This window comes from Ensifer sp. ENS06 (genome assembly GCF_014852205.1).
GTDB lineage: Bacteria > Pseudomonadota > Alphaproteobacteria > Rhizobiales > Rhizobiaceae > Ensifer > Ensifer adhaerens.
The window spans coordinates 156,973-182,189 of the sequence record NZ_JACVBC010000012.1; the positions used below are offsets into that span (position 1 = coordinate 156,973).

Annotated in this window: 23 protein-coding genes; 10 read left to right on the top strand and 13 right to left on the bottom strand. The window is 54.6% G+C overall.

The genetic code is table 11. The features are described from left to right. Positions 1–25: 25 nt before the first annotated feature. From IB279_RS29345 to IB279_RS29405, 13 genes are all read right to left on the bottom strand, one after another. Entirely contained in the window at positions 26–1,360 is a 1,335-nt protein-coding gene (locus tag IB279_RS29345; RefSeq protein ID WP_210338734.1) for a sugar ABC transporter substrate-binding protein, read from the bottom strand. Between the two features lie 778 nt (positions 1,361–2,138). Further along, entirely contained in the window at positions 2,139–3,002 is an 864-nt protein-coding gene (locus tag IB279_RS29350) for a hypothetical protein (protein WP_192340313.1), read from the bottom strand. Positions 3,003–3,036: 34 nt separating this feature from the next. Beyond that, the gene (locus IB279_RS29355; RefSeq protein ID WP_192340315.1) at positions 3,037–3,930 is read right to left on the bottom strand and encodes an NAD(P)H-binding protein; all 894 of its coding nucleotides are present in this window, start codon (positions 3,928–3,930) and stop codon (positions 3,037–3,039) included. Continuing rightward, entirely contained in the window at positions 3,909–4,622 is a 714-nt protein-coding gene (locus IB279_RS29360; protein WP_309142322.1) for a ribonuclease activity regulator RraA, read from the bottom strand. Before IB279_RS29360 ends, IB279_RS29355 begins: the two co-directional genes overlap by 22 nt. A gap of 82 nt (positions 4,623–4,704) precedes the next feature. After that, positions 4,705–6,246: an aldehyde dehydrogenase family protein gene (locus tag IB279_RS29365; RefSeq protein WP_192340317.1), complete on the bottom strand. Its 1,542-nt coding sequence runs from the start codon at positions 6,244–6,246 to the stop codon at positions 4,705–4,707. Positions 6,247–6,281: 35 nt separating this feature from the next. Further along, on the bottom strand, positions 6,282–6,824 hold the full coding sequence (locus IB279_RS29370; protein ID WP_192340319.1) for a flavin reductase family protein: 543 nt from the start codon (positions 6,822–6,824) through the stop codon (positions 6,282–6,284). Then, complete coding sequence (locus IB279_RS29375; protein WP_192340321.1) at positions 6,821–8,290, bottom strand: 4-hydroxyphenylacetate 3-hydroxylase family protein; 1,470 nt, start codon at positions 8,288–8,290, stop codon at positions 6,821–6,823. Before IB279_RS29375 ends, IB279_RS29370 begins: the two co-directional genes overlap by 4 nt. Before the next feature lie 324 nt (positions 8,291–8,614). Continuing rightward, complete coding sequence (locus IB279_RS29380) at positions 8,615–9,466, bottom strand: fumarylacetoacetate hydrolase family protein (protein ID WP_192340323.1); 852 nt, start codon at positions 9,464–9,466, stop codon at positions 8,615–8,617. Then, complete coding sequence (locus IB279_RS29385) at positions 9,463–10,503, bottom strand: branched-chain amino acid ABC transporter permease (RefSeq protein ID WP_192340325.1); 1,041 nt, start codon at positions 10,501–10,503, stop codon at positions 9,463–9,465. The genes IB279_RS29380 and IB279_RS29385 overlap by 4 nt, the downstream gene beginning before the upstream one ends. Further along, entirely contained in the window at positions 10,500–11,369 is an 870-nt protein-coding gene (locus tag IB279_RS29390; protein WP_192340327.1) for a branched-chain amino acid ABC transporter permease, read from the bottom strand. Before IB279_RS29390 ends, IB279_RS29385 begins: the two co-directional genes overlap by 4 nt. Continuing rightward, positions 11,366–12,070 carry an ABC transporter ATP-binding protein gene (locus IB279_RS29395; protein ID WP_192340329.1) on the bottom strand — a complete coding sequence of 235 codons (705 nt, stop codon included), beginning with the start codon at positions 12,068–12,070 and terminating at the stop codon, positions 11,366–11,368. Before IB279_RS29395 ends, IB279_RS29390 begins: the two co-directional genes overlap by 4 nt. Further along, on the bottom strand, positions 12,067–12,786 hold the full coding sequence (locus tag IB279_RS29400; RefSeq protein WP_192340331.1) for an ABC transporter ATP-binding protein: 720 nt from the start codon (positions 12,784–12,786) through the stop codon (positions 12,067–12,069). The genes IB279_RS29395 and IB279_RS29400 overlap by 4 nt, the downstream gene beginning before the upstream one ends. 10 nt (positions 12,787–12,796) lie before the next feature. Further along, positions 12,797–14,080, bottom strand: a complete 1,284-nt coding sequence (locus IB279_RS29405; RefSeq protein ID WP_192340333.1) for an ABC transporter substrate-binding protein — start codon at positions 14,078–14,080, stop codon at positions 12,797–12,799. A gap of 172 nt (positions 14,081–14,252) precedes the next feature. On the opposite strand from IB279_RS29405, the gene IB279_RS29410 reads away from it, so the two are divergent. The 10 genes from IB279_RS29410 to IB279_RS29455 all read left to right on the top strand — a co-directional run bounded on the left by IB279_RS29410 (position 14,253) and on the right by IB279_RS29455 (position 25,171). Next, entirely contained in the window at positions 14,253–15,161 is a 909-nt protein-coding gene (locus IB279_RS29410; protein ID WP_192340335.1) for a xanthine dehydrogenase family protein subunit M, read from the top strand. 11 nt (positions 15,162–15,172) lie between these two features. After that, positions 15,173–15,664, top strand: coding sequence for a (2Fe-2S)-binding protein (locus IB279_RS29415; RefSeq protein WP_192340337.1), 492 nt, complete (start codon positions 15,173–15,175; stop codon positions 15,662–15,664). Between the two features lie 5 nt (positions 15,665–15,669). Then, positions 15,670–17,388, top strand: coding sequence for a xanthine dehydrogenase family protein molybdopterin-binding subunit (locus tag IB279_RS29420; RefSeq protein ID WP_192340339.1), 1,719 nt, complete (start codon positions 15,670–15,672; stop codon positions 17,386–17,388). Positions 17,389–17,401: 13 nt separating this feature from the next. After that, positions 17,402–18,343, top strand: coding sequence for a VOC family protein (locus IB279_RS29425; RefSeq protein ID WP_192340341.1), 942 nt, complete (start codon positions 17,402–17,404; stop codon positions 18,341–18,343). A 115-nt stretch (positions 18,344–18,458) separates the two neighbouring features. After that, the gene (locus IB279_RS29430; RefSeq protein WP_192340343.1) at positions 18,459–18,875 is read left to right on the top strand and encodes a cupin domain-containing protein; all 417 of its coding nucleotides are present in this window, start codon (positions 18,459–18,461) and stop codon (positions 18,873–18,875) included. A gap of 83 nt (positions 18,876–18,958) precedes the next feature. Next, positions 18,959–19,360, top strand: a complete 402-nt coding sequence (locus IB279_RS29435; RefSeq protein WP_192340345.1) for a RidA family protein — start codon at positions 18,959–18,961, stop codon at positions 19,358–19,360. A gap of 163 nt (positions 19,361–19,523) precedes the next feature. Next, positions 19,524–20,204: a GntR family transcriptional regulator gene (locus IB279_RS29440; RefSeq protein WP_192340347.1), complete on the top strand. Its 681-nt coding sequence runs from the start codon at positions 19,524–19,526 to the stop codon at positions 20,202–20,204. Positions 20,205–21,143: 939 nt separating this feature from the next. Next, entirely contained in the window at positions 21,144–21,551 is a 408-nt protein-coding gene (locus IB279_RS29445; protein ID WP_192340349.1) for a DUF4269 domain-containing protein, read from the top strand. A gap of 513 nt (positions 21,552–22,064) precedes the next feature. Next, positions 22,065–24,335, top strand: a complete 2,271-nt coding sequence (locus IB279_RS29450; RefSeq protein ID WP_192340351.1) for a N,N-dimethylformamidase beta subunit family domain-containing protein — start codon at positions 22,065–22,067, stop codon at positions 24,333–24,335. 143 nt (positions 24,336–24,478) lie between these two features. After that, complete coding sequence (locus tag IB279_RS29455) at positions 24,479–25,171, top strand: GntR family transcriptional regulator (protein ID WP_192340353.1); 693 nt, start codon at positions 24,479–24,481, stop codon at positions 25,169–25,171. The last annotated feature ends 46 nt before the right edge of the window (positions 25,172–25,217 follow it).

Sequence of the window (25,217 nt, forward strand, 5' to 3'; positions counted from 1 at the left end):
CTCATTCACGATGAAGGCCGCTCGATCAGCTTTTACGGTAGCCTGCTCGCCGCAGGATGCGGTCGATGTCCTGCGCAGCCTGATCCAGCCCATCCTTGACTGGTCTTGAACCCGTTGCAAGTTCAGAGATCATATTCTCGAGCGTCACCGCGATCTGCGGCCATTCCTTCAGTTGCGGCATAATCCGCGAGCCCTCTAGGCTCTGCGCGGCGACCTTGTGTAGCCCATGATTTGCTTTATTGACCTTCTCGTCGAGAAAGCTCTTCGAATGGGTCACTACAATGTCGGAGGTTTTCGGGTCGGACTTATCGATCGCGCACTCTATTTCGAGCTCGGGTGTCGACACCCACTTCATGAACTCCCATGCCGCATCCTTCTTTTGCGAAAGAGAACTTACGGCAAAAGGCAGCGAAAGGGCGTAGGAGACAGGCGTGCTGCCAGCGAATTGCGGCATCGGCGCAAAGCCCACCTGCTCCGGCTTCAATGTCGATTTCTCGCCAGTCAGGACCGAATAGACCCACCACCACACCATGACCATCGCCGACTTGCCTTGCGAAACGGAGTTGACGGCATCGCCTTCGACGAACTGGACGGAACCTGGCGCCGCCACCTTTTGCTTTAGCAACAAATCGAGATACATCTGCGTCGCCTCGACGGCGGCCGGATCCGTAAAGCGGCTTTCCTTGAAGTCGGGTGAGAAGATATCCCCCCCCTTCCCCCACAGATGATTGAGCCACAGGAAGAGGTTTTGCTGCCCGTTTCCCTTCCCGTAGTACATCGCCACACCCGAAACGTCCGGATTTGCCGACTGGATGGCCGCACCGGCTGCCGCAACCTCGTCCCAGGTCGTTGGCGGCTTGACGCCTGCTGCCTCGAAGAGATCTTTGCGATAAAACAACATCTGCGGGTGCCCCCGCACCGGCAAGCCGTAAGTTACCCCATCGATTTGACTTCCGAGTTTGTAGGCTTGCGGATAGCGATCCATATCAATGCCGTCGCGCTTCAGCATCTCGTCGAGCGGCTGCAGATAAATCGACAAGGATGGACCCCAAGTATCCTGGTAACAGACAACATCATATTCAGAACTGCCGGCGACGGCTTCAGTGGTGATCTTGTCGCGGACCTGACCATAGGGCACGTAGGTGTAAACGGCCTTGATGCCGGTCAGCTCCTCGAATGCTGAAAGCCGCCTTTCGTGAGCACGAAATTGGCTCGACTGCGGAAGCATGACATTGATCGTCGTACCGGCAAAAGGCTTTCCCTCAAGAAGAGCTGCCGCAGTGCGACCCGGTGAAAGTCCGAAGGCCGCCGCCATAGACGACGCAAGCCCAAGCTGCGTGAAATTGCGCCTCGAAATCATGGGTTCAGCTCCTCCCAAGCTCAACAACTTCCCTTTGCATTCGTATGCATACTAACAGCTCTGCATACGAATGCAATACCTACTTGGCCACCTGTTGCTGCTTATTGGTGAGAAATTCGCGGAACCGTCCGGGCAACGGTCAGAAGTGCCCGGGAAGCCGCCCGAAAGCCGCTCTGGCTGAAGGAAGGCTTGCCGAAAACGGGCGCGAACCCGACTGTAATCGTCAACCCTGCGGTATAGATCCAAGTTCTGAGAATTGGCGCTTACATGAACCCCGCCACTCGGCACGCACCGATTAGACGCAAGAAGTCGAACGAGGATTTGAATTCTCGAGGATCTTGAGGCTAGGTATATTTGATAGACAACCGAGAAGCAGATTGTGATTCAGTGTAGCGATCTTCGGAAAAAGTTCCAACTACGAAGGCTAAGCGACGATCGGATTTACACTTTTATCCGAAAACACATTGCCCACGGGCAATTCGGTTACCAGCGACAGGACCAAGAACTATGGATTGTCTATCGTTCGGAATGGGGTTGGGTTGCCTGGGACCAGGCAAGCAACACTTGTATGGGGCGGCCATGGGCCATACTACCACACCAACAGGGAGACCATCCTCCTGAGGGCGATTGGGTCAGTCGAAAAGGCCCGAAGTCTTACGTCTACACCTTGAAATATGTGTAATCCCAGTTTGCGTCTGATGTTAGTGAACGTGCTCCATGAATACGGCTAAAGGACAAGGGTTCGAGTGCCATACCTGTCAGCCCAAGTTGCAATTGGCTATTCACACTTTCTCCAGTCGGTGATCAGATGCAGTCCCGGCTTCAGTGCAACAGCTTCAATTTTGGCTGTCCGCTCAGATGTCAGATCAAGTTTCAAACAAACCGACCGTCTACCGTCGTCATTCCACACGGAGACGGCATATCGCCCAGCTGGTGGCAGGACCGTAAATTTCTCAAATGTGACCAAACCATCTTCACCCGCCATGATCTTGGTGATCCAGGCGTCGCGCATTGAGGTGTTCACTTTTTCTAGATCGCCGGAACGGATCCAAGAGCGAATGCGCGTCGAAGAGATGCGCCCTCCTTCCACGACACGATTGGGAACAACGAGAACGTCGAAATTGCTTTCTTTCCCAAACCGCCGAAGATCGGCCACCGCACCACTTCGGCCGATTCCGAAACGAAAATCTTCGCCCACAACCACAGCTTTAACGCATAATCTGCCCACAAGAGTATCTGCTATGAATTGTTGTGGCGTCTGACCGGCGAAACCGGCATTGAACTCCGGCATGAATAACAGGTCGACCCCGAGCTGGCTGCATATCATGGTTTTGGCATCAGCACTTGAAAGCCTAAATGGTTCAATTTCAGGCTCGAAGAACTGCTTGGGATGAGGCTCGCAACTCATCATACCAAGCGGAGCGCCGAGGAGTGCCGCGTGTCGGCGAGCGGCAGAGAGCAGTTCCCTGTGTCCCACGTGCATGCCATCGAAGTTCCCAAGGAGCAGAGTGCTCCCCCACAGGTAGCTTGGAATAGGCTGATGGGCGGACATCACCAAGGGCTTGCTTGCCGGCAATGGCGCCAGATAGGATGCATCGAAGTCCGGATGCCAGCGGCGGTGGGCGAACTCCTCTGCCGTCATCGCTTATCGTGCAAACTGGCGAGGGCGACACTTGTCAGCATGGTTGGGAAACCAGCCTTGCGGCCGCCTCGACAATCGTCGTTGAGCCGCGCTGTGGCTTCTCATTTTCGAAGCGGATCGTGCCGTTGTTGAAACCGTCGTACATCTCGATGAATGCCCGGACGGCGCGGCTACTCATACCCGCGCCTGCAAAGATGTCAGGCCAGGCTTCCCGTGGGACTGCTATGGCTTTCAACTTTCGCGATAGCGCCCCGCCGATGGCCACCGCCACCTCTTCTGGCGAAGTGTTCGACGGCCCAGCAAGTTCGACCACCCTTTGGCCAGTCCAAAATTCCTGCATCAGCTTTGCAGCGACCAGACCGATATCAGCGGTGGCAACCATGGGAATGGCAACGCTCAGCCGCGATAGAAGAGACGGAAGGATGCCTTCAGACTTAGCACTACCAAGCGAGTGGCCCCAATTCTCGAAGAAATATCCGGCGCGCAAGAACGCGACGGGTTTTGCGAGGGTTCTGAGACGCTGCTCGAATAGATAGTTGGTGTGAATGATCCCGTTGTCTTCAGGCAGATGAGCAGATATCGAAGAGAGTACGACCACTCGTTGGGTGTCCGACAACTCAATCGCCTTGACGAAGATCTCGGCCCGGCGCTCTGCCTCAGCAAACGGGTCTTCGGCGCCGTATGTCGGTGGATTTAGTAGGTAGGTGGCAGCCGTGCCATTAAGGGCAGCAGCCAATTGCCGCGTATTATCGATGTCGGCGACCGCGACCTGCGCACCTTTTGCCGCCCAAATCTCTTCTTTGGTTTGGTCCCTGACTATAGCGCGTAGCGCAACGTTCTGCCCAAGAAGGGCGCGCGCTGTTGCCGCCCCGGTTTTCCCGGAAACACCCAGTACTGCATACATCCTCAAGCCCTGTTCTTCTTCCAAAACGAGTATTCGGCCAGACTCTCTTCAGTTGCCGGAAACAATCCGAAGATCGAGCGTCCCGCTGCAATTTTTTCCTCCACGAACTCCTCGTACTCGACCGCCGCGATCGCTTCGGCGGCGATCTCATCCGCCAGATTTGCCGGGATGACAACAACCCCCTCGCAATCACCGACCACGATATCGCCGGGATACACAGCGACCCCGGCACAACCAATCGGCAAATTGAGGTCAGCTGGATGCAGATTAATGGGGGTTGCAGGTGAAGCGGTCTGGCGCTGATACGCCGGAAGGCCGGTGCGCATGATGCCAGAATGGTCCCGATAGCCGCCATCGGTGACAATCCCCGAGCAACCGCGCGCTTTAAGGCGGGCGATTAGTAGATCACCCGCGGATGCCGCCCGCGCATCACCACGGCTATCGACCACCAAGACGAAGCCAGGAGGGCATTCCTCCACGGCTCGGCGTTGTACATGGCTTTCGAGTTGGTAACCTGCCATCGTATCCAAGTCTTCGCGAGATGGAATAAATCGCAATGTAAACGCTGGGCCGACCATATTGGGCAACCCTGGAGCGAGAGGGGTCACACCGTGAAGAAACTGGTTTCGCAGACCATGGCGCAACAGACAATTGGTCAATGTCGAAACATTGACCTTGCTAAGAAGCGATTTTGTCGCCGGGTTGATAGCTTCCACGAGTTTGCCTTCCTGCAATCAGTTCAATTTTATAATTTCGCAATTCTGCGAGCCAACGCAGATTTGAAATTAACGAGGTAACTCAGTCCTGTAAGTGCAGTCGCCAGGGGGTTTCATCGCCCCAGTTGATCGCGACGCTTTGGCGACGCATATATGCTTTCCATGACTCCGAGCCGCTGGCTCGCCCACCACCGGTTTCCTTCTCGCCTCCAAACGCAGCGCCGATGTCAGCACCGGTCGTACCCATATTCACCTTGGCAATTCCGCAGTCGCTGCCTCTGGCCGAAAGGAAGGCTTCGATATGGCGGATATTGGTGCTCTGGATACCGGACGCCAACCCTTGGGGCACGCTGTTGTGTAATTCGAGCGCTTCATCAAAAGTCTCGTATTCGATGATGTACAGAATTGGCGCAAAGGTTTCGTGCTGTACACAGGGCCAGTCGTTTTTTGCCATGATGATGGTCGGCTCAACATAGTAGCCGGGTCCCGGCATGACCTTACCACCGTACAGAACTTCCCCACCGAGTGCCTTGGCCTCAGCGACGGCCTTTTCAAAGTCGGCCACGGCTTGCTTGTCGATAAGCGGACCGATCAGGTTGCCGGGCACGAAAGGGTCGCCGAGCTTGACCTTTGCATAGGCCTTTTTCAGCCTTTCAACGACTTCCTTTGTTCGCGATTTGTGGACGATCAAGCGTCGCGTGCTGGTGCAACGTTGTCCCGTAGTCCCTAGTGCGCCGAAGGTGATCGCCGCAATTGAAAGATCAAGTTCTGCGGTTTCGTCGAGGATACAGCCATTGTTGCCGGAGCATTCAAGTAGATGTCGACGTCCAAGGTCCTCAGCGATAATTTTAGAGACGCGGCGCCCTATCTTGCTTGAGCCCGTGAATGACACGAGCGACACCCGCTTGTCTCGGACCAACTCTTCGGAAATGCTTTCGTCAGCCGGAATGACAAGCGAAAAAACACCTTCATATCCGAGTTCGGTCATTGCCTTGTTGCAGAGATGCTGGATTGCGATGGCAGGAAGCGCGACCTTGGGACTTGGTTTCCAAACGATCGTGTTGCCGCAGACCGCGGCGACTAGCGCGTTCCACGCCCACGGTGCAGCCGGGAAATTGTAAGCGGTGATGATGCCGACCACCCCAAGCGGCAACCATTGGTCATACATGCGGTGCTCGTTTCTCTGAGCTTGCATGGTATAGCCGTAGAGCATACGCGATTGGCCGACGGCAAATTTAGCCATATCCACCATCTCACCAATTTCGCCTTTGCCCTCAACGATCGATTTACCGGTTTCGAGCGCCAGCAACGCCCCCAACGCGTCCTTGTTCTCAGCAAGAAGTTCGCCGATGCGACCGACTAGTTCTCCGCGTTTGGGTGCCGGTACCATGCGCCATGTGTGGAATGTACCTGTAGCGATATCTATTGCCGTTTTCATGTCCGACGAGCTGGCCGGAGAGATACTGGCGATCTCCTGTTCGGTGGCGGGATTGGTTGATACAAAAGCCTTTGCGGGCTCAATAGCGGACCAGCCGTTTGGTCCGCTACACGAACCTGGGTTAATGTCCTTCAGTCCGAGCGCGGCAAGTATATCGGCCGATTTTGGGTGCGTCTGGGTTTTCATGCATTTTCTCTTTTCATCTGGGCTCTTCGTCAGCTTCAGGCGTCAGCGCGAACGGTTGTGAAATTACCGTTGTTGTAGAGAAGCGGCTCGCCTTCAGGGCCAAAGCCGACATACTTGATTTCACCGATGATCACCCCGTGAGAGGGGGTGACGATAATTTCGTCCACAATGCAGTCGAAGGTCACCAGCGCATCGTTCAGCACCGGAGCACCCGAAGGGCGGGAAACCCATTCTGCGTCGGCAAATCGTCGTTCGAAGCCAATGTCGGTCATGTTTGCAAATCGTCGCGCCAGCTCTAGATGCCGGTATGCCAAGACGTTGATACCCATCCGGCGCGACTGAAGAATGTATTCAAAAGTCTTGCCAGAGACGTTGACACAGGCGAGCAACCTCGGCGGTTCACCTGATAGCGAACACACCGCTGTTGCCGTTAGTCCATGCAATATACCTTCGTGCGTTGTCGTTACGAGGTTTACAGCTCCGGTCAACCGCCGCATTCCTCGACGAAAATGCTCAATATCGACGGGGAGGTCCGGCTGCGGATAGTCGATCGTCGGATCGGATAGCGCGGCACTCATTCCACTGCACCGTTTTTGGAGCCTGCCAGCGAGTAGCGGCCGAGCAGGTCGTCGACCATGCCGGTTGCGTGCCTCCAGTCGAAGGCGCCGAACACGCGCATCAATGCCGCGAAATGTGGGCCGTTATAGAACATCTCATATTGGGTGTGGCGCGAGCCAAACTCGGAGCCAAGCGCATCCCAGGCAAGTTTCATCACTTTAACGCGGTCTTCCGGACTTGCGACGGACGAATACTGCGTTTTGCCAATTAAATCGGCGAGCTCCGGATTGTCGAAATCTTCGACTCCAGACGGCAGCATGATCACGCCCCCGCCCGCCAGTTTGCGAATTGCCGTGATGAACGACGGATAAAGCTCCTGACTGTAGGCTTGCGTTGTATAGATCTGAAGCTGACGAGGAAAAAAGTAACCGTTGCGCGCAGTTGGATCGTGAATCAACGAGCGAAACATACCGTCAATCACCATGGCTTGAGATGCCAGATTTCCCAGCGATTCCTGAATAGCTGGGAAATTGATGACGCCGGTCGTTTCCGCCATTCGCTTGGCCAGTCCTACCAAGAACTTTAGTTTTACGCTGTAGCGCGCCTGACTCTGAGTATTCATGAGAATTTCGGCAGCGGTCGAGTGAAACTGCGCGCGGCACATCGAGGTCTTCTTGTAAATGAAAACCCGATCCCAGGGCACTTTGACATCATCAAAATATATGACGGCGTCGTTCTCGTCGAAACGCGTAGCAAGGGGGTTGTCGAACTCCGAATGGGAGTCCTGCTCGTAGGATTTGCGCGAAAGAATCTTCACCCCCTTGGTGGCGAGGGGTAAAGCAAAAGAAAGAGCGTAAATATCGTCCACGCCTTCTTTCAGCGGATTCTGCACGCCCACCAGTACTTCCTCTGCAAGGGGTGCAGAGGTTCCAAGCATTTTAGCACCACGAACAGTGATGCCATCGAAGTCCTCATCGACGACCCCCAGGCTATGATATTTATCGTCATGTTCACTGGCCAGTTTCGAGCGGTCTCCTTGCGGATTGACGATGGTATAGGTCATCGCGAGGTCGCGGTCGCGCGCATACGCATAATAACCGCGCAACGCATCGGCACGCTTCTTGTCATATTCGTCGAACACATCGATATGGGTCATCATCCCGGTTATCGCTGCTGGAACATGATCGGGCGAGCGTCCCAACCATCCGCAGCTTTGCTCGGCCCAAGCCTGGGCCGCTAGGCCGCGTTTGATAAGCTTTTCACGGGTATCCGGGAGTTCCCAAGAGCGATTGACCTGCCTGCCCGTCGGCGTGGTAAACGTCATCTGCTCCTGGTTTTCCGCCTGATAGTCGTAGAGCGCAGCAGTGGATCGAACCGCGTTACGAAACGCGATGTGATCTACGTGGTCGCTGATCAATTCTCCATTGATGAAGATCTGGCGGCCGTCCCGCAGACTTTGGATGTAGTCGGTTCCCTTACGTGACATGGAGTCTTTGCCTTTCCCTCTGTGTTTTCCCGCAGCCAAGAGTCTTCCGGTCCGAGAACATTCTATGATATTTCAGATGCATTTCAATAGATCTTTTTGAGTGATGTACACTCAACTCTGCATCGTCGCATTGAGCTGTGGCCAGCCTTACCCAAGCACAGAAGCGTCCTTTGGAAAGATGAGCATCTGTCTTCATCCACCCTCGTTGCATGGGGCGGGAAAACAGAAATCCGTCACGAGATAATCGGTCGCGACTGGCGCCGATTGTATTGTCCTGTTTGTTATTTGGTCCGGATAATGCTTCCGTGCTTGAACTGCGCGGATTTAATCACGTGCCTCGATTGTCACATGATCCTGAACGCCAAGCCCTTCGACCTCCAGCCTAACCCTTTGGCCTGCCTTTAAGAATATCGGTCTCGGTCGAATACCCAAGCCCACTCCCGGCGGGGTGCCTGTAGCGATAATGTCGCCCGGCTCAAGCGTCATGAAACGGCTAATGTATGAAACGAGATACGCGACGCCGTAGACCATCGTGCGAGTAGAGCCGTCCTGGTAACGGTGGCCATCTACTTCACACCAAAGCGTCAAATTCTGCGGATCAGGAACTTCATCGCGGGTCACGAGCCATGGACCTATAGGGCCGAACGTATCGTGGCTTTTACCTTTGGTCCACTGGCCCTGCATCTCAGATTGGAACGCCCGTTCCGAGCCGTCGTTTACGGTGCAGTAGCCCGCCACATGCAACAGTGCGTCAGCTTGCCTCACGTATTTGGATCGCTTGCCGATGACTATGCCAAGCTCAACTTCCCAGTCAGACTTGCTGGATCCACGCGGTATTTCAATTGGATCATTCGGTCCGCAAACGGCAGAAGTGGCCTTCATAAAGATTACAGGCTCCGAGGGAACACTCTTGCCGGTTTCTGTGGCGTGGTCCGTGTAGTTGAGGCCTACACACACAAATTTTCCGATACGACCAACGCAAGCCCCAATCCGTGGCTTGCCCGGCACAATGGGCAGCGAGTTGACATCAAGGGAAGCAAGTTGGGCCAATGCATCATCGCAAAGGGTCGAGCCTACGATATCATCTACGATTGATCCTAAATCTCGGATCACACCGTTCGTGTCCAAGAGGCCGGGCCGCTCGTTGCCTATTTCACCAAAACGTAGGAGTTTCACGATGTTTTGTTCCTAGTGAAAGCCGAAGTTTCGCTCTGTCGAAGCAAAACACTGCGGCGGATGGGAAACAATTCAATGTTGAACCGCGTCTGCAGGATGCCCCAAAGACCGGTGGGCGCCTTTAGCATGACGGCGATGGCGACCATGCCGAGGATGATCAAATACCAAGCGCCCAGATCGGACAGAAGTCCCCGAAGCGCGAAGAAGACCAGCACACCGATAAGCGGCCCCTCCAGATGACCTAGCCCGCCAATCACAACGATGAAGATGATTGAAGCAGTCCACTCATTCACGTCAAACGCCGCCGCAGGCGAAATGCGAAGCTTCACAAGGAATAGGATTGCACCGGCAATTCCAGATGCGAAAGCTGCAGCACCATAGACAAGCACCTTGTTTTGAACGGTACGGACGCCGAGCGCTCCTGCCGCTACAGCGTTGTCGCGCATGGCCATAAGCGCAAGCCCCCGAGGTGACCTAAGCAAAAGATAGACGCTTGCCTGCGCTACAACGGCTGCACCGAGGGCACACCACCAGATCGTTGCAGCTCGATCACTGCCCGTACCCAGCGATCTCGCCGCGGATACGGGAAAGCTCATGCCGGAACCGCTACCAAGTTGGGTCGACTGCGCCACAATCAACGCCACGATTTCCGCGACGACCCACGAACCAACGGCGAAATAGGCGCCGTTTAGGCGGAAAAGAACAACGGCAAGCGGAATTGAGAGCGCCAGCGCAGACAGGGCTGAAAGCGGTAGCGCTAGCAGAACAGGTACACCGAGTGGTCCCGAAAGCGCAAACAGCGTATAGCCACCAAGACCGACGAAGACCTGCTGACCAATGGACATGAGCCCGGCATAGCCTGCAAGCATATTCCACATCATGGCCAAGATCAGATAACAGGCCATTTCCGTTGCCAGCCGCAATGTTGCATTGCCGACAAACAGCGGAAGCAGCACCAACAGGCCAACGACCACCAAGCATGCGACTACCATGCCGTAGCTTCCACCTCTGTCCACTGAAAACTGCAATCGGGTCATACGTGCCTCCGAGATAAAAGGCCGGTTGGCCAAATCATCATGATGCCCAAAAAGGCGATATGGCCGGCAAGAGTTTGCCACGACGGGTTAAGATATCCACCGAGCGCCTGTGAAAGGCCCAGAACGACACCCCCTAGAAGGGTCCCCCAAATCGAGCCAATCCCGCCAATAACGATGACTTCAAAGGCAATCAGCAGACGTGATGGGCCTGCAACGGGCGTAAAGCTCGTCCAGACGGAAAACAGAACACCTGCAAGACCGCATAGGGCCAGAGCCATTCCCATCGCTAGACCAAAGATATGCTGCGTGGGGACTCCCATAAGACGCGCGACATCCGGATCGTCGGCGGTAGCGCGGAAACCGCGCCCTAGCGCAGACCGGTTGGAGATCTGATGCAGAATAAGAACAGCAAGGACCGACACTGCAAATACAATGAGAGCATAGGACCCAACTGACACCCCAGGCATGATTGTCAGACTGTCAGTTTCAATCGAACCGATCGACAGCTTGCGGCTATCTGCAGAGAAAAGCTGCAAGATGCCATTCTGGATGATGACGGAGAGGCCGAACGTGACGAGCAGCGGCGGCAAAATATCATTGCCGATGACACGATTTAACAGCCATCGTTGTAAGCCGTACCCGACGATCCCCATCAGGACCGGAGTAAGCACGATCGCTGGGAAAAAACCAAGCCCTACAGTGTCGGCAATTGAAAAGGCCATAAAAGCGGCTGCGACTATGAGATCGCCATGGGCCAGATTTACGATCCGCATCATCCCGAATGTCAGGCTTAGCCCACAGGCAAACAGCGCATAGAGGCCACCTATCATGATGCCTTGCAGCAGAAGATTGACAATCTCTGTCATGACACCACTCCGAAGTAGGCTTTTGATACTTGCTCCATCGTGAGGTTGGCCGGTGGATGCGCCAAGACGACTCGACCTTCCATGAGGCAATAGACGAAGCTCGCAGTACTCAAGGCGCGGCGAACATCCTGCTCGACGAGCACGATGCCGATACCCTCGTCGAGAATTCTCGGCATCATTGCATAGATGTCGTTGACCACCGTTGGCGCCAATCCCAAGCTCAACTCATCACAGAGCAAAATCCGCGGATTGGTCATCAGCGCTCGCCCAATTGCGACCATTTGCTGCTGCCCCCCCGAAAGCGCTGTACCGGGAGAATGACGCCGTTCCTTGAGTACTGGGAACAGCCCATAGACGCGATCCAAAGTCCACGGTCCATGCCGACGCGAATTGCAACCCATCAGCAGATTCTCCTCGACGGTCAGGCTCGCAAAAAGGCGGCGCCCTTCCGGCACGGTGGCAACGCCCAGTCGTACAATCTCATCAGCGCTTCTTCCTGACAGTTTTTGACCGGCTAAAGAGATCGTACCATTCTGAGATTTCGTCCAGCCGGAGATGCTTTTGAGGAGCGTCGTCTTACCGGCCCCGTTAGGCCCAATAACCGCCACTACGTTCCCTTCAGCGACCGTAAGGTCAACTCTGTAGAGAGCCTGCATGTCATCATAGAAAGTATCGATTTCAGACAACTCAAGCAGGCTCATGCCGGCACTCCAAGATAAACCTGTCGCACGCTGGGCAACTCGATAACCTCCCTAGGGGGGCCTTCGGCGAGCCTGGCTCCCTGGTTCAGCACAAATAGACGTTGAACAACAGCGAGCAACGCATGCACGATGTGCTCTATCCAGATTATGGTCGTGCCGCAGCGATGGATTGTGCGGATCGTCTCGATGAAGTTCGCGCACTCGATGTCCGACAGCCCTCCTGCCACCTCATCCAGCAAGAGGATCCTTGGTCGGGTTGCTAACGCCCGAGCCATTTCCAAGCGTTTCCGGTCTAGAAGGCGGAGTGAACCGGAGGACGCATTGGCAAGCCGTGACAACCCAGTTACTTCGAGTACATCGACAGCAATGCTGGTTCCCTTGCTTTCGCTGTACCGACCGCCATGGGTCGCCCCAAGCAAGATGTTTTCGAAAACTGTCATTCCGGAAAACGGTCGAGGGATCTGGAAAGCGCGTGCAATTCCGAGATCGCATCGCTCTTGCGCCGAGACATGAGTTATGTCGGCTCCCTCAAGCATGACGCGTCCAGCGTCGGGTCGCCTTGATCCCATTATAAGATCGAGCAGAGTAGATTTTCCTGCACCATTCGGTCCAATTATCCCAAGCGCTGTTCCAGCCTCAACGCTCATAGTAACGTCGTTTGTTACCTTGAGCGCGCCATAGCTCAAACTCAGGCCTTCAAGCTGCAGTAGTGACATCCCAAAATCCTCAAACTGGCAAAGGTCTAAGTTCAGACGTCACTGGAACGGCTGGAAGGGTGTCGTTGGCAACGATTTCGATGTCCAATCCGTGCGGTCCAGAAAGCGTCCATTGCCCCCCTACGGTTGGCGTCACGCAGATATTTTTGCCGAATGGTCCACTCTTGAAATTGACGTTGCCGAAGATTGTCTGGAGATCGGTTTCCGCAAGCGCGACTACATTGGCTTCACGACTTTCCGGATCAGATGAGCGCTTCAACACATCCAGTGCAACCTCGAAGATGGAATGCGTCCAGCCAAGCGGCGGGGTCCAGGGCTTGCCTGTCTCCCTCATCCACGTATTGACGAGTTCAAACGCGCTCTGACCCGTAACAGATGATTTAAAGGGATGATAAGGCGACCAGACAATTTCGGTTGTCAGTCCGTCGGCTATTGGTCCCAATGTCTTCACAGCGGCGGGAAATACAAGAGCTTTGGCAATGGTCGCAATCTTTGGCCTGAAATTCTGCTGGTGCGCCTGTTTCCAGAACGTATTCCAATCAGCAGGGTTAAGAACACCAGTCACGATCTCGACTTTGGCATCCTTGAAATCGGCGATGTGAGAAGAAAAATTGTCCGTGTTGCTCGTAAAGCTCCCCGGGTTTATCAATTCGAAGCCCTTATTCGGCAAGTGGAAAGGAAGTCCATGCGCTTCATCGCTCCAGGCCGCGCCATCCGCGTCGCTTGGGAAAAGCCCGCCAACTCTCTTGTTTGTCGATAGCTTGTTCCAGATCGATGAGTAGATGGAAATAGCGTCCTGCAGACCGAAAAAGTAATGATAGGTGTAGTCGAATCCTTTGTCCGGCGTTCCACCTCGGCCAAAATACCAAGCCTCCCAAGGTGCGGCGGTCGATATACACGGCACTCCCGCCAACTCGCACTGATCCGAAACAGGGTTTGTCGTCTCAGGCGTCGCGGAGACGAGCATCAAGCTGACACCATCCTTATCGATGAGATCAGCCGCAACGCTCGCGGCCCGACTGGACGATGACTGGCTGTCATAGACAACTATCTCGACTTGCCGTTTGCCGCCTGCGGTATTGATTCCATCCTTCACGGCTTGGCGGATGCCGGCAATTACAAAATTGTCCGTTTCACCAAAGGCAGCCAGAGGACCGGTCTGCGGACTAATATAGCCGATCTTAATCGGTCCCGCGCCAGCAAAGGCCTTTCGCGGCAGCATGCAAGCCGCGGCCAGGGTTCCCGCAGCGTTCAATAGTACGCGGCGAGGCAGCTTGAATTGACCTGTTCCCATCGTTCAGCACCCCATTTTCGTTGATGTCGTTTCTTCGCATATAAATATTTCATAAGTCAACACTTGATATTTCAGTCGCATTTATATACATTTGCGTTAGTGTTTTTTCAGCGGCCCTCTGTGGTCTATATTCGAGATGAATCCTCACCCGACGAAAACAGGATGAATGCCAATGCGGCCCTTCGACTTTGCCGAGCCAACGCAAATTGCTGAAGCACTTGGGCTTGCCGCAGAACCGGGCTCCCGGTTATTTGCTGGAGGCTGCGAATTGGCGCATGCGATGCGAAGAGGCGCGCTCGATTGCGGGAAGATGGTCAGCATAATGCGGCTCCCGGGCCTCAACGATGTCAAGGCGCATCCCAAGATCGGACTTGAATTTGGCGCCCAAGTGCTGATCCGGAGATTGGCTTCAGACATTTGGATTGGAAAACGCTGGGCAGCACTGCACGAAGCCTTGGAACAGATTCGACCACCTCACATCGCAAATATGGGAACCGTTGTCGGAAATATCTGCTCGGCTGAGGCGCACTACGACCTCGCGACAGCCCTTACAGCGCACCGTGCGCAGGTTCGGATAGACAACGGATGTGACGTACGGAAACTGCCGGTGGAAGGGATATTTGGCCCGCCCGGCAAGACAACCCTTGCAGGAGGGGAGATGGTTGTATCTATCTTTTCGCCACCGCCCGCGTCCGATGCTGGCAGTGCATTCAAAAAAATATACCGAACAATTCGCTATCAAGGCGACGTAGGAAAAGTGAATGCAGCAGCCTATGTCGCGCTTGATACGCGAAAGGAGACGATCGTCGAGGCAACGCTCGCAATTGGCGGCATCACCAATGCGCCACAAAGAATGCTAGCTGTGGAAGCCCGGCTTGCAGGCGCGGAAGCGGAAAGCTCGAACTATGCCGCTGCAGCCGATGAAGCCGTAGATACTTTGGGACTGTCGAGAGGATCACGCTTGTTTGGCGGCGTCCTGTCTGAGTGGGTTCGTGTTTTGGTGCGCGATGTCCTGGAGCAAGCGGCAAGCCGGGCCCGCTCGCGGCACGATCCCGCCGATGATGCACATCTGGCTTATTGAGGAGCGGGCCCATGGTACGTCATCCCGTAGCATTCAAGATCAACGGACAAAAACGCGAAGCAGAAATCGATACGCGTACGCTGCTAATCGACCTGATCAGAGACACTTTTCATTTCGGCGGTGCCCAACGCTGCCCTTCAATCGCCTGCACTGGCGCCTGTACCGTGTTGGTCAACGGTTGGCCCGTCTGCTCTTGCCTCACGCTTGCAGTGGCCGTCAACGGCGCTCAGATCCGCACGATCGAAGGGTTGCGATGCGATGACGGCACCTTGCATCCCTTGCAGCAAGCCCTGGTGGATCATTGCTCATCACAATGCGAATACTGCACGGCTGGTATTCTGATGTCGGCAACCGCCCTGCTGGATACCAATCCGCGGCCAACACGTGAAGATATCCGCCGCAGCTTGGCAGGCAACATTTGCCACTGCACAGGATATGCGAACATCATAGACGCAGTGTTGGCAGCCGCTAAAACTATGCGTGCAACCCTCGAGGCGCGGTGATGGCCTTGAAGTTCCAGATCGAGCATTTTCCCAGGCCCGACATCTTCGATTGCATATCAGGCTCCATCCAGCAGTCTGCCAATGCTGAAATAGTCGGAATGGCTCATGGGCGCATCTTGTGCAGCCCCCACGCTCACGCCGTCATTCGTGGCATCGATGTAACGAAGGCGCTTGCACTACCAGGTGTGGTTGCCATCCTCACTGCGGCCGATTGTCAGGATGGAGGCACGAGGACTACGATCGACGGGACTCATCCCGCTCCCATCTTCGCACGCAAAGCACGCTTTGTTGGTGACTGGATAGCGGCAGTAGCCGCTGAGAGCAGCATTGTCGCGGAAGAGGCGCTTGAACTCATCGATGTCGATTATGTGGTGCTGCCTCCTATACTGGATCCGCTTCTGGCCGCTGGTCCAGACGGCCCATTGGTGCATGATGATGTGCCCGGAAACATTGCCGCTGACACGCTTCATCCTCTGACAAACGGTAGCGTTAAAGAGGTTTTCGCTGAAGCTGCCTTCGTCGGAGAGTTCTCCGGTGTTGCCTCTCGGAAGTTGCGCAGTGACTTCCAGCAGCAAACCGCGGTTGCCATGGTTTCCGGGAACGGTGTTATGACAGTCTCGACATCAGCCCATTACAGCTCAGATTTGGATCCTGGCGCCCGCTCCATCGAAACAGTTGCAGCGCTCTTGGCTAACGCTTGCGGTAGGCCCGTCAAGGTGATGGAGCCGGACGCGCTGACCCTCTATTCACCCCACACCTCTAGCTTTCATTCCGTAACGATCGCAGCAGACGACAAGGGTGTGCTCTGCGGATTGGATCACATTGCGATCGCCGATGCGGGTGCCTATTCTCTGGAGCATTTTGCAGTAGGCAATGTCGCCGAGTTGCCTGGCATGCTCCATTGCGGTGCAATCGGAGGTCGGATCGCAAGCATATATACGAATACGCCTCCTGCCGGTGGCTCAGCGAGCTCTGGGAAACTCGAAGGCAACTTCATTTTTCAGCAAGCAATTGACCGGCTCTCAGAGAAGGCTGGGATCGATCCCTTGTCGTTCCGGATCAGAAATCTCTTGTCTGGTGAAGCGGGCGCCAGGATGGAAAGGTGCATGCGCCTGGCTGCAGACCGCTTTGGCTGGCAAGAAAAATGGCATGGCTGGCGCCGCGAGGGGGCTAGCGGCGGACGCTATCGGCAAGGGGCCGGCATGTCGATCCTGACACGTTCAACTGGAAAATTTAACTTCGGCCATCAGGCGGATTTCGTTGAAGTGGAAGTCGATACCGAGACTGGCTTTACGGTTTTGCTCAAACATGTCTGTGCTATCGATGTCACGGGGTTTCGCGGCCTACCGGATCCTGTCTTGTTGCAGGCAAGCCTTATGTCCGGCATTGGGATCGCGATGATCGAAAGCTTCATTATCGACCCGCAGATAGGCTGTGTGCCGGAAGATGTAGCGTTCGCCTTGCGCGCACCGAATATCATGGATGCGCCTGACATTGATTACATTTTCACAGGTGTACCGCTGCCGCCGGAAATTGAAGAAGGGCACGACCCCCTTCAACTTGGTTTTTCCGATCCGGCTCCAGCGATCGCCAATGCCGTCTACAACGCCACCGGTATTCGCATTCACTCGCTACCATTATCCGCGGACAAGATTCTTCTCGCCCTCCACAACGCAGATGTGAATGTTTCCGCACGCTCGATGATTAGGGGGCAATATTTATGACAAGGAAAATAGTATGAAACGTGTAAACCTCCTCGACGTCGCCTACACGTCCTACCAAGTCGACGATCTCGACCTAATGGAACGATTTCTCACAGACTTCGGAATGATCCGCTCTGGCCGAACCGATACAGCTCTCTATATGCGAGGGACGGGCAACAACCACCATATTCACGTTACACATCTGGGAACGGAAAGAAAATTTCTGGGTGGTGCTTTCAAGGTGGCGTCGCGCGATGAACTCGAAAAAGCAGCTCAGATACCTGGCGCATCCCCAATTGAGGAAATAACCGAACCGGGTGGCGGCTGGCGCGTAACGTTGACCACTCCGAACAACCACACCATCTGGATAGAATACGGTGTCGCAACAGTGACCGAAATACCGGTTCGGCGCTCCTACCGCATGAATTTTGCCTCGGAGCATTTGCGCCACAACGCTGCTGTCCGCCAAAAACCTGAAGCGACACCAACACTGCGGATAGGCCATTTCGTGCTGTGGGTGCCAGACGCGATTTCGGAGATAAACTGGTTCATGGAGCATTTCTCGCTCGCACCAGCCGATTACATCTGCGCGCCGGCGGAGCCGGAACCCATTACCGTTGGTACTTTCCTGCGCCTCGACCGCGGCAAGGAGTATGTGGAGCATCATTGCATCCTCATCAATCAGTCGAAGCATTTCGGCTGTCATCACAGCTCCTACGAAGTCCTTGATCTTGATGCTGTGGCTGCAGGGCATGACTATCTCGTCGCTAAGGGCTGGACACTCGACGCGGGTGTTGGTCGCCATTATCTCGGCAGCCTCATCTACGATTACTGGCTCGACCCATTCGGCTTCCGGATCGAGCACTATACGGACACCGACATCATCAATGATGAGTACGAGCCGGTGCGTTTCGTTGGTGGGGCGGAAGAAACCACGCAGTGGGGAATGGCCCCGCCCCCGACCTTCTTCGACTGATTCTAGATCACGCTGACCGAAGTCGCTGATCTGAAGGGATTGTCGCAACCCAAAACACAATCCATGATTGTATCTAAAATGGTGATATCTCCCGCAACGAGCAAAAGAGGCAAAAATGACATTGGAAACACTCGAAATCCTGATCAACCAGGAAGATCTGATTTCTGAAAACTGGCTCAATTTCCCGGAGTATGGATTTCGCCAGTACTTCCTTTGGAGAAACGAAAAGACCGGTGCAAGCATAGCGTTGCTCGAGTACGAGCAAGGCGGCGGCATCCCGATAAAGCATTCCCATGCGTCCAACCAATTTATGTATTGCCTGGACGGTGAGTACGAATACACCGACAGCAAGATTACGTTGAATGCGGGTTCCTTTTACATGAACCCAAAAGATCACCCGCACGGACCGACCGTCGCGCGGACGAAATGCCGTCTCGTCGAAGTTTACGACGGGCCGCATTACTATGAGAAACCCTCATTTCATACCGACGAGACCATTGGCGGCTTTCTAGATGGACAACAGAAAAGCTGAGAATTTACGGATCACCCAACTCACGTGGCTGGTCGCCGTATTTCCCCACTGCGACGGACTTTAATACGAGAAAGGAATGAACAGTGCCGATTAGAAGAATCACAAGCGAGCATGTAACAGAGGCAGCACCCGGCCTGTGGTCGAACTGCCTGGTCGTCGGCGATATCGCATATATGTCGGGCCTGACCGCGCGCGGCAAGGAATTTGACACAATTCTCGGATTTGACGAATACGAACAAACGAAAGTCATTTTAAATAAACACAAAGCCTTGGTCGAAGCTGCGGGCGGAAAGATGGCAGACTTCACAAAACTCACGATCTACGTCACGAGAATTGAAAACCGACATCTTGTCTGGAACGCGCGAAAGGAATTTTTCCAAGGCGATTTCCCGGCGTGCTCACTGGTTGAAGTCAGTAGTCTAGCGCACCCGGAGATTCTGGTGGAAATCGAAGGCGTTGCGCATATCGGACACGGCGCCTATTGACTCGTTCAGCGAAGAAATCGGTTTCGTTGACTGAATTGAAACGAGCGAAACCGATTTTCGTGTTCAGAAGCGCTATTTCCCAAGCTTGCACCAACCGTCTGATATATTATACGCATCTTAGGGTGCCCATCATCAGGGCGAAGACGCTTAAGCAGGTCGTGTTATGAAGACAAAGACAGGTAAAAAATCCGCGAAGGATGGTTCAGGTGGCCCCAAGACCCTATCCGAAACGGCGTATGGTTTGCTCAAGGACCGATTGATATCTGCGAAATATGTGCCCGGGCAATTTCTGCAGGAAACGCAGATCACAGCAGATCTTGGTCTTGGAAGAACACCGGTTAATCACGCGCTTCATCGCCTGCAACAGGAAGGTCTAGTGGAGATCATTCCTCGTAAGGGAATCCTTGTACGGGCTGAATCCCTTACGGAAATATATGTTGCTCTTGAAGCGCGCATGGTCGTGGAACCATACTGCGCAGGTCTCTGCGCAGAGCGGCTAACTGCGGCCAACCTTGAAGAACTCGAAAAAATAAGTGCGGAGTACGAGAGGGTCCGCATTACTTCTGACAAGGCGCGTCTTATGGAACTGGATCGGCAATTTCACACCAAAATCGCCGAAATATCGGGGAACAATTTGATAGCGGATTTCCTCCGCTCTGTTCACGAGCGCATGTCGCGTATCTGGTTTCTGCCACTTTGGCAGTTTCACGATTTCAGCCTAACAGGCAACGAACACGACAGTATCCTCAATACCATCCGCGAACGTGACGGGAATGCCGCGAAAGCCGCGATGGCCGAACATATCGAGAGCTTGCGTCAACGAATTATGGCAGCTGTAGTCTAGAGAAACCTTACCGACATTTCTTTATTGAGGTTCTCGTACCGTCCTTTTCGCGAGGACGGCACGAGAACAGGCGTCGCCATACAAGTCGCCGCTAACGAGAGCACATTTGCGATGTAAGTCGGGCGTCGTAGCAACTGCAATAGCGCAGGGCGAACGTGTATTTCCCGCCGATGTCAGTAGGTCATGCCCGAAAAGCGGCTTACTGGACTGGCCGCCAACAGGAATGCGACACGCTCGAACGCAGGCTTTCCAAGCCATGCGGCAACGGCTGCTGGATCGTTGGTCCACCGACATTCAATTCTGCCAGTGTGCGGAGATACCTGCCAGATGGCAGTAAGGGCACAGGTCGGCGTTGCTGGCGCGGCAATCGCGTCCACAGGCTGTCCTGCTGCACTGATGGGTGATCGTTTCTGACGGCGTCCTTTACGGGCGCACCATAGCGCGCTCAACACAGCGGTTGCTTTAGTGGTCATTTCTCACCTCGTTTTCTGCCGCAAAGGCCCCCGGATGAGACGAACACTCAGTTCAGACCGGAGGTCCTCAGCGGTACAATTCTTCGACTACTGTCGCTGGGCATCTTGGTTCCTAACTTGCTGACGCGACATTGAATGCGCGACAAAAGCATCATTATCAGAAGCAGTTAGCGACTTCCATATCGTCCCACGCTGGCAGGGAGCGCATTTGGGTAGCGTGGATATGCGGACGTATATAGGCCAGATGACGCCCCCGGCGCTGTCTGAAATCGCATATGGTATCGAGACCCAAAACCCACGGCGCTCACTGTTCCCGAAGAGCAACAAAGGGGAGTGGGATATTAAGCGAGCTGTCGATCACGAAGCTGGGAGCTCGGCCCTCTGGTTCGGTCCGAGGTAGCAACCCCACTCTGCAAGCGGCAGGCCAAGCGTGCTCGATTGCGAACGCACAACAACGGAAACCGACGTGGAAAGCAAACGCATCAAGTATTGCGAAGCAGTCACGCTGGTGAAGCTTTCCCGCCATTTGGCGCGATGGCAATTGACGATTACCGACACGCCGCCGCTCGAAATCGATACCGCCTTAAGTGCCATCGAAATCATATGCTGGGTTGAGGACCCTTCTAGATTGTTCGATCCGTCTGGGGCGCCTTTTCGCAATGGACCAGTTTCGGATGTGTCAGTGGACGGGCCGAGAACGTCCCATTGTGACAAGATGCACCGATGGCTGTTCGAGATCTTAGCAAGTGCTGTGCCAGTTGCCGACCAAGTCGCGGTTCGGCATTTCTTGGTCGAGGAGAGCCTGCTCTCACTCGGCGGAGAGGCCTTGCGGGAATGCCTTGAAGCGCGAGAAGGCCGCCGGCACCAAAACTGAACCAGCCTTTGCTCTATGCTGGGCTTAACAGGCGATCGATATGCCGCCTGCTCGACATCGAACCATGGAGCAACGAGGAACTAATCAGCTTGATCGCGAATGCCAAACTCACAACGTTCTAGGGTTCCGGGGGACGCGCTACTATAACAACCGACTATTTGTCGCTGGAGGTCGTGATTTACTCGAGCCACGCTCTAGCAGCAAGAACCGGAGCTGGAGTGAGTCTGCCCGGCCATCTTCGTGATTGCGACCGAGCATATGCCCAGCCGAAATGAAACCTGTCTGTTCGACGTTTCCGCGTTTGCGATACAACCAAGCCAGGAGCGGCGAGTTTATAAACATGCTTGAACGTCAGGAGCCGCAAGAAGCCCCCGCAATGATCCTGAGGCTTGCGCAACTTGCGCGCTACGCGTGTGGCTCCCTATCAAATCGCAGGGTGCAAGGCCGCCCTGTCCCCAGGCAACCGGCCCTTTCAACCAAACCCGATAAACCGCTTGGCCAGAAATTCAAATAATGTATACATTATTGCATATTGCGGACTGTCTGGGATTTGTCTGGGTGACCTCCAGTGCAAGCCCGGAAAGACTAGGCACATATAGGAGAAAGGCAGCTATGCCGTTAAAGATTGTCGGATACACGCCTAGGTGGCATCTAAGCCCTGGTGAAGTCGTGCCGTTGCATGTTTCAACGGATTTCCCGCATTTCCATGCCAAACTGGTTAGGCTTACAGGCGCCATCAGGAATACCGAAGACTGGGAGTTGAAGGCCGTTGACGTGGATGTCCCCTCCAACTGCTCTTATGATGGATGTAAGGCTCAGCTGATAAGCGGTTCATGCGTCAATATCCCAATGGCTCTTGAAAGCCAGCCGCTTGCTGTCGCGTCAAGATTTTGGTTTCGTCGACTACCTCCACAATCTGCGACCCTCGCAGAGCTGAAGTTCGCAACTGGGTATATTCGTGCCCGTTTGGATGTATCGGGCGCTATAACAATACACGTGCAGATGGGGTCACAGACTATTCGGTTTGACGGTGACCTGCCTCTTTTGCTTGAACGACATTGGTATGATCTCGCGATCGTCGTCGATCACCATCGTGATCGGATCGACCTCGTCTTGAAAGACATGAATGCGAACACGGTCACTCAATCGACGATAGCCGCAACGATCGATCCTGGTTCGTTCGAGGGTTTTGTTCTTGGCGGCACTTTTTGCGTGAAAGACGGTCACCACGGCGACCTCGACGCGAAAGTTGAAGCTCCGCGAGTTTGGAATCCCGTCCCGGAAACCCACGCTGTTCTAGTTTCCGACCAGGCGCCAGAGCCCCTCGCCTCTTGGAATCTCGGTAACATGGACAAGTCCGATCGAATTGCTGAGGTGCATGGACGATACCCAGATGCGCTTTTGTCCAACGCCCCCACCCGCGCCGTGACATCGAGTTCATGGCGCGGACAGACGACGAACTTTGTTGAGCGTCCCGACCTATACAATGCAGTTGCTCTGCATGCTGACGACATAGACGATGCGGGCTGGCCAGTCGCCTTCGAGCTCAAATTGCCCAAAAATCTCCGGTCCGGAGTATACTGCGTCATCTTATCGGAGCGTGAGAATGTCGAGTATTCCGATCCATCGAAGTTCTACCCCGTGCCGATCTTCGTTACACCCGGGAAGGAAGGGTCTGACGCAAAGATCGCACTCGTATTACCGACATTCAGCTATCGCGCTTACGCTAACAACTCCCTGTACACCGAAGCCGACGACCGGCTCTTCAAATTGAAAGGACCAACGCGATCAGGAATCCTATATGATTATTGCATCGAAAAAGGGCTGAAGTCGCAATATTGCTCGCATGATGATGGGTCGGGTGTTCACCTCGCTTCACTGAAGCGGCCTCAAGTAACTGTCCGCCCGGATCTGCTCAGCCAACTTCACAGCTTCACGCACCAACTCTCCGCCGATCTCGAAATCCTGGAATGGCTTGAGAGAGACAGCCAGGCCTACGTCGTTTTGACCGATGAGCTTCTTCACGAACTTGGTGCAGCGGTTCTGGCGGGTTACAGCGTGGTTATGACCGGTTCTCATCCTGAATATTCGACCTCCGAACAACTGGACGCCTACAGTGATTACAACGCTGGTGGCGGGAACCTGATGTATCTTGGTGGAAACGGCTTCATCCTTCGCGTGACGATTGACCCGGCGAGACCGTGGTTGCAAGAGCTTCGTCGCGGCGATGGCGCCGCCATATGGGCTGACGAGCCGGGGGAAGGGCGACATCAAACAGATGGCAAAGTCGGTGGTCTATGGCGAAATATCGGAAGGCCCCCGAACGTAACATTTGGTCTTGGCTTCTCAGCAATGGGCTTCACTGGAGACGGACGTTACAGAGTTCCATCACAATGCGACCTACTGACCTTGCCGGCAAACTTGCGTGAAGTAATGACTTCGATTGGAGACAAATTGTTCGGGATCGCCGGACTAGAGCTAGACAGTTATGATGCTGCGTTGGGCTCGTCACCGCGCGCTACCGTTTTCGGTGAAATCGGCCACCTTCCGAAGCATTACGTACCTGTAAATGAATATCTCGGAGAGCTCGGTATTGATCCCGTTGAAGCCGTAGAAGACGGTGTTCGCGCCAATCTGATTTGGATTCCGGCCGGTGAAAAGGGTCAAGTTTTCGCGACTGGATCGATCCGATGGACAAGCGGCCTCAATACGGAAGGAGATCCAACCAACGTCATGGCGATCACCGGGGCAGTGCTTCTCGACATGATGAGTGGAGCGGAGTAATGGAGACGACATCGTTCCCCCGGCAACTGTTATCCACCGTCTCGAGAGCACTGCCTAGGCGTCTCGACACCGGCATTGTCAGTGTATACATTATGATTGGCTGATCTCGATCACCCATCCTACCCTCCGACGGAGAAATCAGAGTGTCGTTCGAACCTCAATTCAAATATCGCAACCTTCCTGATCAACTGGCGGAGCACATCGTCGTTCTCCTAGCTACAGGCGAATTGGAGCCTGGACAGCGCCTATACGAGAAGGAGATTTGCGAGAGGCTCGGGGTCAGCCGCATCCCGGTACGTGAGGCACTGCGCATTCTTCAGGCGCAAGGAGTCGTACGGACAGAGCCCAACCGCGGCTCTTTCATCACCGAGTTCGGCTCGGACGAGACGGCTGAAATGTTGGAGGTGCGCGTGACGGTCGAGCGCATCGCGTTGCGACGAATTCTGAAAAAGGTTCCGGGACATCCCGAACTGATCAAAGAGTTGCGCGATGCCATCGACGATATGCGGAGAGCTGCAAAGCTGACGGACCAGCTTGCTTATTGTAGAGCCGACCTGGCGTTCCATAGCCGAATTATCGACCTCTCCGAGAGTCCCCTTCTGCGACCAATCTGGGATTCACTGTCTCGCGGAGTGCTCGTCTTCCTCATGCAAGAGAGAAACGTCGTTTTCGATTATGATGCATCGTTCCGCGACCACGAAGCGATCGTCGAGTTGATTGAGACCCGTCAGAGATCTGCCCTCGACCAGGAAATCGAACGCCATATCAATGGATACCTTCAACGGCACCGGGACAGCGCGTCGCAAAATATCGGATCGGCTGAAAAGAGGGGCTAGGGCATGGTCGTTGCCCGCTCCTCACCAGCACGGCTGGTCGTCCCGT